Genomic DNA, 17134 nt, shown 5'->3' with positions numbered 1-17134 from the left:
CTTGAGCGTGTCGAAAAAGTGGCTTAGGCCACTTTTTCGAGTTTTTGCAAGGGGCTGTATGCACGCCTTTGGCGCACACTTGCCCCTTGAGAAGTGCAAAAAGCCACGCACAGGTCGCGGCTTTTTGCGGATTTATAGGGGTAGGGCGGACGACCCTTTTCGTTATATAGGTTTTTCGACAGTCTGAAACGGGAGAGGATTCTCCGGCAGGCTTTTTGATTTTTATGAAACGATTTACAGAAGCACCCGGGCGTCTCCCACTTTTTTGGTGACCTTTTCCCGATCCAGGGTTTCCAGAATCACCATGGCGTATTTTCGGGAGGTTCCCAGCAGATCCCGCACTTCGCCCAAGGTGATCTGTCCCTGGGCACGGATCTGCTCCTTGATCTGCTCCACCGCCTCATCATAGTGCTGCCGGGCAAAGCAGATCTGGGCATCCATCCGCACCAGGATTCCGGCGCCGATCAGGGCGTTGTGCACCTGCTGGGCCTTTTTCTGGTCCTTGCCCATCTGGGCCAGCACATCCTCGGTGGCTGGCGGCGCATAACCCCCGTCCAGATAGATTTTTTCCATCTCCTTCATCATCCGGGAGGCTTCTTCGTCCAGTTTCACCTTGAATTTGAACAGGGACACCAGACCATTTACGATCTTGATCCGTTCCACTTTTTCATAATAGGCCAGCATACCGTCAGCCACCGCCTGCTCCTGGCGGGGCAGAAACCGGGTGCGCACCTCTTCCTTCTTCATGCCCTCTTTCAAGGGATTGGCGGTGTGATACTCCCGCAAAATCTCGCTGAGGCGCTTGCCCTGGGCTTCGGCAAAATCCCGGTGGAGGTACAGGTCTCCGGCAATCCGAACGATCTTTCCCTCCTGCTCCAGCTCTCTGGCCAAAGCTCTGGCCTCTTCCAGGCTGGTGCCAAACTGCACCGCCACAAAATCCAACAGCCGGTAGTGAGTGCTTCCTTCCCGGATGCCCTGCTCGATCTTATCTTTCAGACTGCCTTTTTCCAGCACCCGCAGCCCTTCCAGAGCCTGTTCATCCCCACGACGGCGCTTAAAGGGGCTGGGGTCCAGCACCACACCGCCGCCCACGGTCTCCAGAGGGGAATAAAACCGCACCACAAAATGGTCTCCTGCCTTGAGGGCCACTTCTTCTTCCAGCCGCAGCTGGGCAAAGGCGCTCTGGCCCGCTTCCAGCACATCTCCTTCCAGCAGCACCGCTTTGCACAGCACTTCCCGGCTGCCGTGGTAGAAATGAAGACGGCTGGTGTTTTTGATGACCCGTTTGGCATCTTTCAGCACATTCAAGCGCACATCCACCATCATGGTGGTGTGCATGGAGCCGGGCACGGCCACCACATCGCCACGCTGGATATCGCTTTTTTTCAGGTTGGAGAAGTTTACCGCCACCCGCTGTCCGGCATAGGCGGTGCCCACGCTCTGGGAGTGCACCTGGATGTTGCGCACCTTGCCCATCTTCTCCCCGGGGTAGAGCATCACCTCATCCCCTTCTTTCAGCTGGCCTTCGATCATGGTGCCGGTGATGACGGTGCCGAAGCCTTCCATGGAAAAGACCCGGTCCACCGGAATACGGAAGGGGATGTCCAGCTTTTTGCCTCCCAGCAGGGAGATCTGGCGGAAAATCTCCTGACGCAGTTCCTCAATACCCTCGCCGGTATAGGAGGATACCGGAATGAGGGGGGCATCCTCCAGGAAAGTGCCCTTCACCTGGCTGCGGATGTCCTCGGCCACCAGCTCCCGCCAGTCCTCGTCCACCATATCGGTCTTGGTGAGGACGATGATGCCGTGCTGGATCTCCAGCAGGGACAAAATACCCAGGTGCTCCACCGTCTGGGGCATGACCCCTTCGTCGGCGGCCACGATGAGCAGGGCCAGGTCGATGCCTCCCGCCCCCGCCAGCATATTGCGGACGAATTTTTCGTGGCCAGGCACATCGATGATGCCCGCTCTCCCGCCGTCGGGCAGGTCCAGATAAGCAAAACCCAGCTCAATGGTGATGCCCCGCTTCTTTTCCTCCCGCAGCCGGTCGGTTTCAATGCCGGTGAGTGCCCGGATCAGGCAGGTTTTGCCGTGGTCCACATGACCGGCGGTGCCGATGATGATGTTGTTCATTGTGATTCCTCCCCGGCGCTTTTACTTGGCGCCCCCTGTGACCTCCAGCAGACACTGGGCGATATAGCCAAAATACTCTTCCTGTACGGTGCGCATATCCAGCAGCAGACGATCCTTGGAGATGCGGCCGATCACCGGGATGCGGCAGGAGCGCAGCCGGCTTTCCATCTGATCCACGGTAACGCTTTCATGTTCCATGGCCACCGCCCAGGTGGGAAGCATCTGGGTGGGCACGCTGCCGCCACCCACCTGGCCTTCCTCCTGAGACAGAGCACAGGAAAGGCCGGGCACCTTTTTCAGACGGCGCAGCAGACGGTTGCCCTTGCTGCGCAGTTCATCCATGGACATGGAGAGCATCCGATAGGTAGGGATCTTCCGGGCGATCTCATCGGGCTCCAGATAGATGCGCAAAGTGGCTTCCAACGCGGCCAGGGTCAATTTGTCGATGCGCAGCGCCCGTGTGAGGGGATTTTTCTTCATGGCGTCCACATATTTCTTTTTGCCGATGATGATGCCAGCCTGAGGTCCTCCCAACAGCTTGTCTCCGCTGAAAGAGGTCACATCGGCTCCGGCGGCCATGGCCTGCTGCACTGTGGGCTCGCTTTCGATGCCGTACTGGGCCAGATCCACCAGCGCACCGCTGCCCAGGTCGTAGATCACCGGCAGATCGTGGCGCTTGCCCATCTCCACCAGCTCTTCCACCGACACTTCCTCTGTAAAGCCCATGATCTTATAGTTGCTGGTGTGCACCTTAAGGAATGCGGCAGTATCCGGGCCGATAGCGTTTTCATAATCCGAAGGATGGGTCTTGTTGGTGGTGCCCACCTCCAGCAAGGTGGAGTTGCTCTGCTCCATGATCTCGGGCACACGGAAGGAGCCGCCGATCTCCACCAGCTCCCCACGGGAAACGATGAGCTGCTTGTTCTTCGCCATGGTGCCCAGCACCAGCATGACGGCGGCGGCGTTGTTGTTGACCACCAAAGCGGCTTCCGCCCCGGTGAGGCGGCAAATCAGATCCTCCACATGGCTGTACCGGCTGCCCCGGCGTCCCTTTTCGCAGTCATACTCCAGAGTGTTGTAGTTTTCCGCCACATCCATGGCAGCCTGGGCGGCCTCATGGCACATCACCGCTCTGCCCAGGTTGGTGTGCAACACAATACCGGTGCCGTTGATCACCGGCCGCAGGCTCATGCGGCTGTTTTCCTCCACCTGCTGCAGCACCGCCCGGGTCACCCCTTCCAGGGTCAGGTCCGGCTCTTCGCCCCGGAGGATCTGCTCCCGCAGACCGTCCAACACCTGGCGCACCCCGTCGGTCACCTGGCTGCGGCCCTCTTCCATGGCTTTTTTCACCTGGGGCTGGGCCAGCACCTCGTCCACCTTGGGGATCGAGCGCAGCAATTCTTTTTTGATCTCCATCTCTATCTCATCCTGTCTTTTGAAAATTCATCGTCCCGCCCAAAAGGCGGCCATAGTGCACTTATTATACATCATCCCCAAGCCCTCCCGCAAGGCCGGGAAAACAGGAAAAAAGGCCGGACTTGCCGGCCTTTTTTCTATTCCGCCTGGAAAACGCAGCGGTAACCGCCATTTTCCTCCTGATAAAGCCCTTCCAGATCGGTGGCCCCTTCCACCTGGGGTGCCTCTTCCTGGGCAAAGCGCACGCACACGCCGCAAGAGGCGCTGAGAGCCCGGGGCACCGGCATCATCTGGGCATTAAGTCCCCGGCGCTTTTGTTCCCGCTGAAAGGTCAAAGCGCCGAAATGAGTGTAAAATGTGGCGATATAGGTCACGGCTGCCGCTCCTTTTCCTTTTGTTTTTAACCGATGGTCAGCTTGAACTCTCCATCCCCTTTTGTGACGGAGACCTTCAGACCTTTATTTTCGGCGAAACGAGTGATATTGTCAACAGCCACTTGATTGTCCACCAGCACCTGGGCCTTGTTGCCGTTTTTGCTCAAAGCCTTCTTGGTGAGGATCACAGGTTCGGGGCAGGAACGGCCCCGGGCGTCTACCACATTGTTGTCAGCCATGATTCTTTCCTCCTAGCTGTTCTTTTTCTGTTTCTGGATGTTTACAAAGGCGATGACAGCCACCACCACAAGACCCACGATCACAGCGATCTTGCCATTGGGCGTGGGGCCTTCGGCAGAAGCGGCCAGCTTGAAATTATGGCAGAAAGCAGCGCCCACAAAGAGGCCCAGCACGGTAATGGCGCTGTCACTGTTGCCGCTGCCGGCCAGGATCAGCTGGCGCAGAGGGCAGCCGCCCAGCAGCACGCTGGCAAAGCCCACCAGCACCATGCCCAGAGCGTTCCACAGGCCGTCGGTATGAGCCACCGGCTGACCGGCAAAGCCCAGAGTGAAGTTACCTGTGATCAGGTTGCCGATGAGGGCGGCCACGATGATGGCGATAAAGCCCCACAGCAGATAAAAGTCCTTAAAGAGCACGGCATCCCGGATGCCGCCCACCATGCAAAGGCGGGTCTTCTGGGCCAGCGCGCCCACCACCAGACCGGCAGCCAGAGCCAGCAGCAGAGGGGCCCGCATGGAGCCAGGGCCTTCTGTGCTGAAATAGATCACAGGAGGTGCAGCCACCACCAACACCAGAAGGGCCACATTGATGGCAGAGATCATGCCGCCTTCCAGAGGGCTCTGCTCATAGGTGCGCCGCAGGCTGAAGCCCTGGTTCAGGCAGAAAATACCGGCCAGGATGCCCACCACAAAACCTACCAGGCCCACAACAGCATTCAGATCGCCGCCGGCGATGCGCAGCACCATCCGCAGGGGGCAGCCCAAAAACATCAGTGCACCCACCATGACGAAAAAGCCCAGCACGAACCGGGTGGCGGGAGAAGAGCCTCCCTGGGCCTTGAACTCCTTGCCGGCCACCGACATAATCAAAGCGCCCAGCACCAGACCAATGATCTCCGGCCGGATGTACTGCACGATGGCCGCCTGATGCATTCCCACGCCGCCGGCGATATCCCGGATAAAGCAGGCGATGCAGAATCCCATGTTCTTGGGATTGCCATTGGCCACCAGCACCACCGAAATGGCGCCGATGATCAAACCGGTGAGGATCATCCATAGCGTCTTTTTGTTCTTCATGTTCTTCATTCCCCTTCTTTTTTCTTGGGGCCTGCGCCCCATTGATTTCTCCGCCCATTTTATCCCATACCTTCCCAAATGTATAATACTTATTTTTAATATTTCAAATGGCATTTATAGATTTTATCAATAAACATGGTCTTGTCCCCGCCTTTCATGTATAATAAGGGTACATCTGGACGGGCCGTGTCCCTTTGGGACGAAACGGCCCTTTTATTGGAGGGTTTATCGTGGAGAAAATCTATTTCGACAACGGCAGCACCTCCTTCCCCAAAGCCCCTGGGGTGGGAGACGCGATCCGGGATATCATCGAGCACGGGGCCTATAACATCAACCGGGGCGGTTATGAAGGCGCCTACGAAGTGGCCGACATGGTGCTCACTACCCGGGAACAGCTGTGCCGTCTGTTTCATTTTTCAGAATCCCGCAATGTGGTCTTCACCCCCAGCATCACCTACTCCCTCAACTATGTGATCAAGGGCCTGCTCAAGCCGGGAGATCATGTGATCGTCAGCTCCATGGAGCACAACGGCATGATGCGCCCTCTGGTGCAGATGGCCCATCAGGGCGTGACCTTTGATGCCGCTCAGGCCGACCGGGACGGGGTGCTGGACCCCCAGAAGGTGGAGGACCTGATTCGCCCTAACACCCGGGCCGTGATGATGCTCCACGCCTCCAATCTGTGCGGCACCATGCTGCCTATCCAGCAGGTAGGTGGGATCTGCGCCCGCCATGGCCTGATCTTTGTGGTGGACACCGCCCAGACCGCCGGCGTCTCTCCCATCGACATGGAAAAAATGCACATCGACGCTTTGTGCTTCACCGGCCACAAGGGCCTGCGTGGTCCTCAGGGCGTGGGCGGCATGCTGCTGCGGGATGAGCTGTGCTCTCAGATGACCCCTCTCATCTCCGGCGGCACCGGCTCCCGCAGCGACAGCGAAGAAGTGCCCGACTTCATGCCCGACCGGTTTGAATCGGGCACCATGAATCTTCCAGGCATTGCCGGACTCCACCGGGCCCTCACCTATCTGGAGGAATACGGCATTGAAAACATCGCCCGCCAGGAACTGGCCATCTGCCAACGGTTCATCGACGGCGCTCTCACTCTGCCTGACACCCGTGTGGTGGGCAAGCTGGATACCCAGGACCGGGCCGCTATTGTTTCCCTTGATTTTCAGAAGATGGACAATGCGGAAGTCTCCTTCCTGCTGGACAACCAGTACGGCGTCATGACCCGCTGCGGCCTGCACTGTGCCCCCCGGGCCCACAAGAGCCTGGGCACCTTCCCCCAGGGCACTGTCCGCTTCTCCTTCAGTCATCACAACACCCCGGAGGAAGTGGACACCTGCATTGAGGGCCTGCGGAAGATCCTCACCCAGGGCTAACACAAACAAAAAAGCGGGACCCACACGGGTCCCGCTCTGTTCCCGGCGCCGTCGGCGCCGGGAAACCATTCTTGCCTTTTACTTCACCACGATGCTCTTGCCGTCAAAGGGCTTCACATACCCCACCAAACGGGCGTCGCCGGTGAACTCTTCCAGCTGACGCAGCAGCTCCGGTGCTTTGTGCTCCGGCAGGGAGATGAGCAGACCGCCGGCGGTCTGAGGATCGTAGAGCACATCGCTCAGCTCCAGAGACACCCCGCTCCCCATCTCCACATCGTCCTGGAGGTAGCCCCGGTTGTTATAGGCCCCGCCGGGAATGATCCCCTCCTGGGCCAGTTCCAGGGCCTTCTGTTCCACCGGCACCCGGCGGGAATCGATGACCAGCGTCATGCCGCTGCCAGCCGCCATTTCGTAGGCATGGCCCAGAAAGCCAAAGCCGGTGATGTCGGTGCAGGCATGAGCCCCCACCCGGACCATGCAGTCCCGGGCGTATTTGTTCAGGGTGGTCATCAGCTCCACCATGCGCTTATATTCCCCATCGGTGAGAAGATCGGCTTTGCCGCCGGTGGACAGAATGCCGGTGCCCAGGCTCTTTGTGAGCACCAGGGCGTCGCCCACCTGGCATCCGGCGTTTGTCAGCACATCCTTGGGATGGATGAAACCGGTGACGCACAGGCCGTATTTGGGCTCTTCGTCTTCGATGGTATGGCCACCGGCAATGATGGCTCCGGCCTCCTGTACTTTGGCATAGCCACCCGCCAGAATCTCGCCCATAATACTCACCGGCAGACAGGAAGGGAAGCAGATGAGGTTCATGGCCGTAGCCGGAGTGGAACCCATGGCGTATACATCGCTGAGGGAATTGGTGGCCGCGATCTGGCCGAATACATAGGGGTCGTCCACCATGGGAGGGAAGAAGTCCACTGTCTGCACAATGGCCAGATCCTCCCGCACCTTGTAAACGGCGGCATCGTCGCTGGAGTCAAACCCCACCAGCAGATTTTCGTCCTGGAATTTGGGCAATTTGGCAAGGACATCATTGAGGACACCCGGTCCTATCTTGGATGCTCACCCACCGCTTTTGGTCAGCTCAGTGAGCCTGGGTTTTCCGTTCATCGCCATTACCGCCTTTCTCTTTTGTTTTCACCGGCCGTGGGCCAATGTCATTGCCTATCATATCGCAACAAACCGCTCTTGGCAAGGGATAACCTTGCGGGAAGCCACAATGAAAGGAAGCCTGATTATGCATTTCAAGCAACTGGAAGCCTTTGTGAATGTGATCAAATTCAAAAGCTTTTCCAAGGCGGCGGAGGAAATCTATCTTTCCCAGCCCACCATCAGCGCTCACATCAGCGCATTGGAAAGCGAATTTGGCACAAAGCTCATCATCCGCTCCACCAAGGAAGTCTACCCTTCCAAGGCGGGAAAGATCTTCTACGAATACGCCAGCGAAATGCTGCGGATGCGGGACAAAGCCATTTTGTCGGTCAAAAGCTGCGCCACCGATATCCGGGGCACACTGGAGATCGCCGCTTCCACCGTCCCCTCCCAGTATCTCCTCCCCGAGCTTCTGCCCCAGATGGCCAAGGACTATCCCAACCTGTTTTTTGAGCTGAAGCAATATGACAGCCGGGAAGTGGCCAACCACATCATCAACATGGACGCCGAAATCGGCATCGTGGGAACCCAGCTGGAAAAGAACAAATGCGTCTTTGAACCTTTTGCCTCTGATCAGCTGGTGCTCATCACCCCCAACCTGGAAAAATACCGGGAACTGAAGGGAAATTTTCCTCTGTCCATGCTGAAAAAGGAGCCTTTCATCCTGCGGGAATACGGTTCCGGCACCCGGAAGGAAACCGAGGAATCCCTGAGCAATATGGGTGTGGACCCTAAATCCCTCCATCTCATCGCCCAGATGGACAGCACCGAAAGCATCAAACAGGCGGTCTCCAAGGGACTGGGCGTCTCCATCACCTCCCGCATCGCCGCAGAGGATTACGCCCGCTTCGGCCTGCTTCTGATTTTCGACCTGAAAAGCGAATTCCTCCAGCGGAAATTCTATTTCGTCTACCACAAGGACCGTCCCCTTTCCCCGGCAGCCGAAGCTTTTATGAAATTTGCCCGGGACTATTTTGAACAGCATCCGGAAAAAGCCTGATCTTCTTTCTCTGGGCGCATGGACTGCGCCAGGAGAGTTTCACGGCACAAGAAAAGCGCAGCCTGACCTTTGTCTAACCAAGGTTGGCTGCGCTTTTATTTTTTTGCCTAGCGGGAGGCTTCCAGCAGTTTGCGGAACGCCTGTTCAAACAGCGCATCCTGAGCCTTTTCCCGCTTTTTCGGCCCTCGGGTGCGCCCGCCGCCCCGGCGAACCTTCTGCCCCACATGACGGGAAAAGAGCAGCCCTTGGATATTTTCCCCGGTGAACAAAAGTCCATCCTGGCTTACAGCCTGGCATCCCTTCCCCAGGGCCAGGGCCGCCACCCCATAATCCTGGGTCACAACAATATCCCCTTTTTCCATTTCATTGGCCAGGCGCAGATCGGCGCTGTCCTGCCCTTTGTCCACCGTGATCACCCGGCTGTATCCGTCATTGATCCGGTGGCTGGTGTCGGTGACCATCACCAGCGGGATATGCTTTTCCCGGCACAGCCTGACGATGATCTCCCGCACCGGGCAGGCATCGGCATCCACCAAAACCCTCAAGCAGCCCCCTCCTTTCTGAGAAAAAGCGGCAGCCGGTTGGCCGCCGCTTTGCTGTTTTGCTTGTTTAGAAATCCTCGTCCTCTTCCAGATCCCAGTTCTGGAAATCCTCCACCATTTTCACGGCCTTGTCCAGGAAATCACCTTCGAAATCCTGAATCTTACCGGCGTCGCACAAAGCGGCCAGTTTGGGATTGATGGGCATCTGAGCCAGCAGGGGCAGACCTTCTTCTGCGGCGGCCTGAGCGGTTTTGCTCTCGCCATAGATCATGATCCTCTTGCCGCAGTCGGGGCACTCCACATAGCTCATGTTCTCCACCACGCCGATGACGGGCACATCCATCAGCTGGGCCATTTTCATGGCCTTCTTCACGATCATGCTCACCAGTTCCTGGGGAGAGGTGACAATGATGATGCCGTCCACAGGCAGGGACTGAAACACCGTCAGTGGCACATCACCGGTTCCCGGAGGCATGTCCACGAACATAAAGTCCACATCCCCCCACACCACATCGGTCCAGAACTGCTTGACGGTGGTGGCGATCACCGGGCCACGCCACACCACAGGATCGCTTTCATGCTCCAGCAGCAGGTTGATGGACATCAGATCCACGCCGCTTTCGCTGTGAGCCGGCAGAATGCCCTGGCCATTGCCCCGGGCTTTTTCGTGAACGCCGAAGATCTGGGGAATGGAAGGGCCGGTGATGTCGGCATCCAGCACGGCGGCCTTGTAGCCCTTTCTCTGCATGGACACCGCCAGAAGAGAAGTGACCAAGCTCTTGCCTACGCCACCCTTACCGCTGACGACACCAATGACTTTGTTGACACGGCTGCCCGGATTGGGTTTTTCCACCATATTCCGGGGAGAATTGCGTTCCCCGCAGTTTTGGCTGCAAGTTTCGCAGTTGTGTGTGCACCCTTCGCTCATGGAATGTGCGCCTCCTTACTTATTAGATAAAGTATCGCATAAACTGCATTTTCCATTTGTTTACCGCCGGGGCCTTCCGGCTCCCCTATTATAACCCCTCCTGGGAAAAGCCGCAAGTGGGGAAAAATCCCCGGGAATTTGGGAAAACCGGTTCTTTTTCCCCTCGCTATGTGCTACAATGGCACAGACAGAAACTTTGACCCATATCCCAAGGAGGACTGCTATGCTTTTGATCGAACTTCTCAAGGCGGTGCTTTTCGGCCTGGTGCAGGGCATCACCGAATGGCTTCCCATCAGCTCCACCGGCCATATGATCCTGCTGGACGAGCTGGTCCATCTCCGCTGTACCCCGGAATTCTGGAACACCTTCCTGGTGGTGATCCAGCTGGGTTCCATTCTGGCAGTGGTGGTGCTTTATTTCCATCAGCTCAACCCCTTCTCCCCCAAGAAGGACCGAAACCAGAAGATCGACACCGTTTCCCTGTGGCTGCACATCATTGTGGCCGCCATTCCTGCCGGTGTGCTGGGCATCCTTTTTGATGAAGCAGTGGAGCGCATCAGCACTGCTGTGGTGGTGGCTCTGGCCCTCATCATTTACGGCATTGCCTTTCTGGTACTGGAAAAAAACAAACGCAAGCCCAAGGTAGATAACATCGACCACCTGAGCTATAAAACCGCCTTTCTCATCGGTGTATTCCAGTGCCTCTCCCTGGTGCCCGGCACTTCCCGTTCCGGCTCCACCATCCTGGGTGCATCCATCCTGGGCTGCTCCCGGAAAGTGGCTTCGGAGTTTTCCTTCTTCCTGGCCATCCCGGTGATGCTGGGTGCCAGCTTCCTGCGGCTTTTGAAGGTGGGCTTTGCCTTTACCGGTGCTGAGTGGGCTGTGCTGCTCACCGGGGCTGCTGTGGCCTTCCTGGTCTCCCTCTTCGCCATCCGCTTCCTCCTGCATTATATCCGCCGCCACGATTTCACCGCCTTTGGCTGGTATCGCATCGTGCTGGGCCTTCTGGTGCTGGGCTATTTCTATATCCTCAAGTAATCTCACTCGAGGGCCGGCGGCAAGCCGCCGCTCCCATTCTTCTCTTTGCTCCGGTAGGTTTCCTATACCCGGACAAAAAATATTTGCTTGTGAGGTCACCCACCAAATACGCTTTTGACCGCCTAAGAGCCGGAGAAAATTTTTCCGGCTCTTTTCTCTTTTAAATGGCTGTGGTATACTGCTTTCATCGGCCATTTTACAAAAATACAGAAAGGAAGGCACTTTCCCATGAAAAGTCTCGGCTATTACAACGGCAAGATCGGCGCTCCGGAGGAGCTCACCGTCCCCTTCACCGATCGGGGGCTTTATTTCGGCGACGGCGTCTACGACGCCACCACCTCGGCCAACCACATCCCCTTTGCCATCGATGACCACATCGACCGGTTTTTCCGCAGCTTCCAGGCCGCCCGCATCCCCTTTGCCATGAGCAAACAGGAACTACGCCAGCTTTTGTGCGACCTGTGCGCCAAGGTGGAGGACGGCTGCTATCTCCTTTACTGGCACACCACCCGGGGCTCGGGAGAGCGCAGTCACGCCTTCCCTCCTGCGGGCACACCGGCCAATCTTCTGGTCTACCTCACTCCCTGTGAGATGACCCCGCCGGAAAAGGTGCTTACTCTGATGACCGCCCCGGATATCCGCCATCATATGCTCAATGTAAAAACCCTCAACCTGCTGCCCAATGTGCTCACCGCCCAGCAAGCCGTGGAGCAGGGTGTGGACGAAGCCGTCTATCACCGGGGCGATTATGTGACCGAAGGCTTCCACAGCAACATCATGATGATCAAGGACGGGGCACTGTGCACTCCTCCCGCCGACAACCTGATCCTGCCGGGTATCACCCGCAAGCACCTGATGGAACTGGCCCACAAGATGGACATCCCGGTGAAGGAGGCCCCCATCACCCTGACAGAGCTTTTTGACGCCGACGAAGTACTGGTGACCAATTCCGGCGCCTTGTGCAACCGGGTGAGCCACATTGACGGCAAACCGGTGGGCGACAAGGCCCAGGATCTGGTGAAGCGCCTTCAGGACGCCTACGCCGCCTGGTTCAACGAAGAGACTCACAGCCAGACCTTCTCCTGCTGATAAGCGGCGTGGCCGCCTGCAAAAATCCAACCGTATCCTTCTTTCGCTAAGACGCAAAAAATCCCGGGGAAATCCCCGGGATTTTTCTTTTGCTTTATTTTTTCTGACTACGCTTTTTGGAAGCGTGGCGGAACACCGACACCAGCAGCTCGTGAAGCAGAAGCGGAATAGCGGACACCGCCGTCAGAATGAGCCACTCGTTGAGATGCAGGCTGTATGTGCCAAACACCTTCACCAGGAAGGGAATCTCGGTCACAGCGATCTGGAGCGCAAAGCCGATGATCACAGCCAGGATCATGAACTTGTTTTCCATCAGGTTGTTGCGGAACACCGACTTTTCCACATTGCGCATACCGATGGCGTGGAACAGCTGGGAAATGCCCAGCACGGTGAAGGCAAAGGTCTGGCTCTCGGCCAGGATGGCGCTGTCGCCCAGAATCTTGTCGATGGCGCCGATGGTCACGGCGCTGCCCTCCTGCAGAAGCATCCGCACCGGCACAAAGAGGAAGGCGCTCAAAGTCAGCAGGCCGATCACTGCGCCATAGAAGAGGGTCATGGCCAGGCCGCCTTCGGCGAACAGGCTTTCCGAAGGATCACGGGGCGGACGGCGCATAGTGAGCTTGGAATCATTTTTGTCCACGCCCAGAGCCAGGCCGGGCAGGGAGTCTGTGATCAGATTGACCCACAGGATGTGGATGGCCTTCAAGGGAGCGGCCAGGCCCGCCAGAATGGCCACAAACATGGTGATGATCTCACCGAAGTTGGAAGAAAGCAGGAAGAGCACCGATTTTTTGATGTTGGCATAAATGCCCCGGCCCTCTTCGATGGCCTTCTGGATGGTGGCAAAGTTGTCGTCGGTGAGCACCATATCGGCAGCGGATTTGGCCACATCGGTGCCGGTGATGCCCATAGCCACGCCGATATCAGCAGCCTTCAGGGAAGGAGCGTCGTTGACGCCGTCGCCGGTCATGGAGACGATATACCCCTTCTGCCGCAGGGCCTTGACGATCATCACCTTATGCTCGGGAGACACCCGGGCAAAGACCCGCAGATCGTCCACCACCTGGCTCAGCTGATCCACCGTCATGGTATCCAGCTGCTCGCCGGTCATGCACTGATTTTCTCTTTCGGCAATGCCCAGCTCCCGGGCAATGGCAAAGGCGGTATCCTTGTGGTCGCCGGTGATCATCACGGTGCGCACCGAAGCGCCCTTGAAGATCTCCACCGCGTCTTTGGCCTCGGGACGGGGCGGATCGATCATGCCCACCAGACCCACAAAGGTCAGGCGCTCTTCACACACCTGGGGCGCATCGTCCCGGAAGGCCAGGGCCAGCACCCGCAGAGCGTCCATGGACATCTCCCGCATGGCCGATGTGATCTTCTCTTTGTCCGCCGGAGTGATCTCCCGCACCGTTCCCCGATCCAGTATCCGGTCGCAGTGCTTGAGCACCTGGTCGGGAGCACCTTTGGTAAAGGAGATGTTCCCCTCGCCCTCCCGGTGCATGGTGGTCATCATCTTCCGGGTGGAGTCAAAGGCGATCTCATCGATACGGGGCAGCTTTTCCTCCAGGCCCTGACGGGTCAGCCCCAGAGGTGCACCCATATCCAGCAAAGCGATTTCGGTGGGATCACCCAGCCGCTGGCCGTTTTCAATGGAGGCGTCGTTGCAGAGCATCATGCCTTCCACCAGGCGGCGATGGGCTTTGCTGTCCATCTGATCGGCGGGGAAGATGGCCCCGTCGCAATAGGCCCGTACCACGGTCATCTTGTTCTGGGTCAGAGTACCGGTTTTATCGGAGCAAACCACGCTGACAGCGCCCAGGGTTTCCACCGAGGGCAGACGGCGCACGATGGTATTGACCTTGACCAGCCGCTGAACACCCAGGGCCAGCACAATGGTCACCACAGCGGGCAGGCCTTCGGGCACGGCGGCCACCGCCAGAGAAATGGCAGTGATGAGCATTTCCACCACATTCCGCCCCTGCACCAGGGCGATGAGGAACAGAGCCACGCACAAAGCGATGGCTACCACGCCCAGCATCTTGCCCAGGTCGGCCAGACGCTTCTGCAGCGGGGTCAGTTCTTCTTCCGATTCGTTGATCATCTGGGCGATGCGGCCGATCTGGGTATCCATACCGGTGGCAGCCACCACGCCTTCGCCCCGGCCATAGGTGACGCTGGTGGTCATATAACCCATGTTGATCCGGTCGCCCAAGGGAGCATCCTGGGGCAAAATGGCGTTGCAGTCCTTTTCCACCGGCACCGATTCACCGGTGAGGGCCGATTCGTCCACTTTCAGATTGGTGGTCTGGGTCAGGCGCAGGTCAGCAGGGATCTGCCGTCCCGCTTCCAGCACCACCACATCTCCCTGCACCAGTTCCGAAGCAGGGATCTCTTTCGTCACGCCGTCCCGGCGCACCATGGCCGTGGGGCTGGACAGCTTTTTCAAAGCCTCCAGAGCCTCCTGGGCCTTGCCCTCCTGCACCATGCCGATCACCGCGTTGAGCAGTACCACGATCAGCACAATGATGGCATCGGACACTTCCTTCAGCAGCAGGGAAATGGCCGCTGCCGCAAACAGGATATAGATCATGGGCTCATTGAGCTGGGAAAGGAACATCTGAAGCTTTGTCTTTCCCTTCTTTTCCACCAGGGCATTGGGGCCGTTCTTCTCCAACCGGTTTTTGGCTTCCTGTTGGCTCAGGCCCTTTTGCAGATCGGTCTGCAGCTCCTGCTCCGTTTGAGAGACATTCTTGCTTTCAAACACCGCGTTCATCACCTCATCATGATTTTTCCTTCTTGCAATATACCCAAAAGAGAGCATTTTCAGCCTGCAAACAAAAAGAGACTTTTTGCACACGCATTCCGTATGCAAAAAGTCTCGTTACCTCTCAACAGGCCGCAAACGCAGGCGGGTGCCAGGATGTTGCGTTTACGCTTTGAACTACTCCCTTTTATGCTTTCATCTTACCGGTCCCACTCCCGTTTGTCAAGCCTTTTTTCCCTGTGTCCAGCTGGCGGCGCAGCCGGCGGTAAATGGGCGGCATCCCCAAAAGACCGGACACCGCCTGGGCGGTGAGGCAGACCATGGCCACGGCCAACAGCTGAGAAAAGGAGCCGGTCATTTCCAGACAGAGCATGGCTGCGGTGAGAGGTGCACGCACCACAGCGGCAAAAAAGCCGCCCATGGCCAAAATCACCCAACTGGCCGTCCAGTCTCCCGGCAGACCCAGTCCGGCCATCAGATAGGCCCAGACGCCTCCCCACAACGCCCCCATGGACAGCACCGGAAGAAAAAGCCCTCCTGGAGCACCGGAGCAGAAGGACAGGAGGGACAGAGCTGTTTTGGCAGCCAGCAGCACCAGAAGCACGGACAGCACCGGCAAGCCCTCCACCAGCAAGCCCATGAGTCCGGCGCCGCTTCCCAGGGCCTCGGGTACCCAGAACCCCAGCACACCGGCGGCCAGAAAGGGAATGAGCAGTCGTCCCGGCTCCCAGGAGATCTTCCCATAAAGGCCCTGACCTATTTTCACTCCTTTGCTGTAAAGGGCCCCCAGCACGCCCAAAAAAGCTCCCAGCAGCACCAGAAACGGCCCCATACGCCAACCCATGGGGCCATTCAGGGAAAAACGAAACAACGGCGTCAAGCCAAAGGGGGCAGAAGCCACATAATCGGCGCACACCGCTGCGGCCATGCAAGGAGTGAGCATCCGGGGCCGAAAGTCCCGGCGCAGGGCTTCCAGAGCGAAGAGGATACCGGCAAAAGGAGCATTGAAAGTGGCAGCAATACCGGCGGCCGCGCCGCAAGTGAGCATCAGCCGTCGCTCCTGCCTCTCCCGCTTTCCCAGCAGGGACAGTCCCTTGCCCGCCATGGCCCCCAGCTGCACCGAAGGGCCTGCCCGGCCCAAAGACAGCCCGGCCACAGCGCATAGCGTACCGCCCAGGAATTTGGCCAGCACCGTCCGCAGCCAGGGGGCGTCAAAGGCTCCATCCAGCTCCCCCATCACCCGGGGCACACCGCCCCCTTTGATCTCCGGCGCCCAGCGAGTGAGCCGGTAAACCAAGAAGGCCATGGCCATCAAAAGGGCAAACCACAGCGGCAAAAACCAAAGATGGGTCCTCCCCATCTCCAGCCCCAGATCCAAAAGAACTCCAGCCCCCTCCAGGGCCAGGCGGTAACCCACAGCCAGGCTCCCGGCCAGGAGGCCGCACACCGCCCCTTCCAGCAGATAAAAAAGCCCCTGCCGCCGCTCTTTCTCCTCTTCCCCGTTCACCGTGCTTCCTCCACTCTTTTTATTCTGCTCTTTCGTAGACAATGGCCCCGGTATAGGTGATGGACAGGGTCATATCCACCACACTTTCCCTCTCGGGAATCGAGAGATAGCCCCCATAGACCAGGCTCTGGTAGCCGTAGTATTCGCCCACGATCTCAAAGGAAAAATCCGGATACCGGCGGATAAACTCCGAAAGAGGCATCTTTTCCCCTTGAAACGAGCCGAAGCGGCCGTAGTCGCTGAGAAAATGGACATAGGAAAAATCCTCGTCCACCTGCCGGATACGCACCTGGCCCTCTACCGGGCAGGGCGGTTGGGAAAGTTCCAGATATCCATCCTCAAAGAACAGCCGCAGATCCCCATTCTCCCACACCATCCTCTTCACCCGCCCGTCGTGCAGGCTATACGGGATGGAAGATTGAAAACGATAGACTACATCCACAAAACCGCCTCCTTTTTGCTGGCTATGGAAAACAGGCA

At 57.9% G+C, this 17134-nt stretch carries 15 protein-coding genes; 4 read left to right on the top strand and 11 right to left on the bottom strand.

The genetic code is table 11. The features are described from left to right. Positions 1-234: 234 nt before the first annotated feature. The 5 genes from selB to yedE all read right to left on the bottom strand — a co-directional run bounded on the left by selB (position 235) and on the right by yedE (position 5353). Positions 235-2133 (bottom strand): selenocysteine-specific translation elongation factor, encoded by a 1899-nt coding sequence (gene selB, locus KQI26_RS11875; protein WP_216504589.1) that lies wholly within the window; start codon positions 2131-2133, stop codon positions 235-237. Positions 2134-2154: 21 nt separating this feature from the next. After that, the gene (gene selA / locus KQI26_RS11870) at positions 2155-3549 is read right to left on the bottom strand and encodes an L-seryl-tRNA(Sec) selenium transferase (protein WP_216504588.1); all 1395 of its coding nucleotides are present in this window, start codon (positions 3547-3549) and stop codon (positions 2155-2157) included. A 137-nt stretch (positions 3550-3686) separates the two neighbouring features. After that, positions 3687-3923: a DUF3343 domain-containing protein gene (locus KQI26_RS11865; RefSeq protein ID WP_216504587.1), complete on the bottom strand. Its 237-nt coding sequence runs from the start codon at positions 3921-3923 to the stop codon at positions 3687-3689. A 26-nt stretch (positions 3924-3949) separates the two neighbouring features. Beyond that, a complete protein-coding gene (locus KQI26_RS11860; protein WP_118426764.1) occupies positions 3950-4162 on the bottom strand; it encodes a sulfurtransferase TusA family protein in 213 nt (70 codons plus the stop codon). 12 nt (positions 4163-4174) lie between these two features. After that, positions 4175-5353 carry a YedE family putative selenium transporter gene (yedE, locus tag KQI26_RS11855; protein WP_216504586.1) on the bottom strand — a complete coding sequence of 393 codons (1179 nt, stop codon included), beginning with the start codon at positions 5351-5353 and terminating at the stop codon, positions 4175-4177. A 116-nt stretch (positions 5354-5469) separates the two neighbouring features. Here yedE and KQI26_RS11850 point away from each other — a divergent pair, with 116 nt between their 5' ends. After that, positions 5470-6624 (top strand): aminotransferase class V-fold PLP-dependent enzyme, encoded by a 1155-nt coding sequence (locus KQI26_RS11850; protein WP_216504585.1) that lies wholly within the window; start codon positions 5470-5472, stop codon positions 6622-6624. 78 nt (positions 6625-6702) lie between these two features. Here KQI26_RS11850 and selD read toward each other — a convergent pair whose 3' ends face one another. Continuing rightward, complete coding sequence (selD, locus tag KQI26_RS11845) at positions 6703-7740, bottom strand: selenide, water dikinase SelD (protein WP_216504584.1); 1038 nt, start codon at positions 7738-7740, stop codon at positions 6703-6705. Between the two features lie 127 nt (positions 7741-7867). On the opposite strand from selD, the gene KQI26_RS11840 reads away from it, so the two are divergent. Continuing rightward, positions 7868-8782, top strand: a complete 915-nt coding sequence (locus KQI26_RS11840; protein ID WP_177613900.1) for a selenium metabolism-associated LysR family transcriptional regulator — start codon at positions 7868-7870, stop codon at positions 8780-8782. 107 nt (positions 8783-8889) lie between these two features. Here KQI26_RS11840 and KQI26_RS11835 read toward each other — a convergent pair whose 3' ends face one another. Together KQI26_RS11835 and KQI26_RS11830 are read right to left on the bottom strand one after the other, a co-directional pair. Beyond that, on the bottom strand, positions 8890-9327 hold the full coding sequence (locus tag KQI26_RS11835) for a YaiI/YqxD family protein (RefSeq protein WP_216504583.1): 438 nt from the start codon (positions 9325-9327) through the stop codon (positions 8890-8892). A gap of 64 nt (positions 9328-9391) precedes the next feature. After that, positions 9392-10252 carry an Mrp/NBP35 family ATP-binding protein gene (locus tag KQI26_RS11830; protein WP_216504582.1) on the bottom strand — a complete coding sequence of 287 codons (861 nt, stop codon included), beginning with the start codon at positions 10250-10252 and terminating at the stop codon, positions 9392-9394. Positions 10253-10475: 223 nt separating this feature from the next. On the opposite strand from KQI26_RS11830, the gene KQI26_RS11825 reads away from it, so the two are divergent. Further along, a complete protein-coding gene (locus KQI26_RS11825) occupies positions 10476-11291 on the top strand; it encodes an undecaprenyl-diphosphate phosphatase (protein WP_216504581.1) in 816 nt (271 codons plus the stop codon). Positions 11292-11519: 228 nt separating this feature from the next. Then, positions 11520-12380: an aminotransferase class IV gene (locus KQI26_RS11820; protein WP_216504580.1), complete on the top strand. Its 861-nt coding sequence runs from the start codon at positions 11520-11522 to the stop codon at positions 12378-12380. 94 nt (positions 12381-12474) lie between these two features. On the opposite strand, the gene KQI26_RS11815 is transcribed toward KQI26_RS11820, so the two are convergent. The 3 genes from KQI26_RS11815 to KQI26_RS11805 all read right to left on the bottom strand — a co-directional run bounded on the left by KQI26_RS11815 (position 12475) and on the right by KQI26_RS11805 (position 17096). After that, positions 12475-15156 (bottom strand): cation-translocating P-type ATPase, encoded by a 2682-nt coding sequence (locus tag KQI26_RS11815; RefSeq protein ID WP_216504579.1) that lies wholly within the window; start codon positions 15154-15156, stop codon positions 12475-12477. 178 nt (positions 15157-15334) lie between these two features. After that, positions 15335-16654: a ClC family H(+)/Cl(-) exchange transporter gene (locus KQI26_RS11810; protein ID WP_216504578.1), complete on the bottom strand. Its 1320-nt coding sequence runs from the start codon at positions 16652-16654 to the stop codon at positions 15335-15337. A 19-nt stretch (positions 16655-16673) separates the two neighbouring features. Beyond that, complete coding sequence (locus KQI26_RS11805; RefSeq protein WP_216504577.1) at positions 16674-17096, bottom strand: hypothetical protein; 423 nt, start codon at positions 17094-17096, stop codon at positions 16674-16676. Between the last annotated feature and the right edge of the window lie 38 nt (positions 17097-17134).

Origin of the sequence: Intestinimonas sp. MSJ-38 (assembly GCF_018917925.1) — a bacterium.
Classification (GTDB): Bacteria; Bacillota; Clostridia; order Oscillospirales; family Butyricicoccaceae; genus Pseudobutyricicoccus.
The sequence above is the reverse complement of the archived record's forward strand: the minus strand, read 5'-3'. Positions and strand labels throughout refer to the sequence as shown.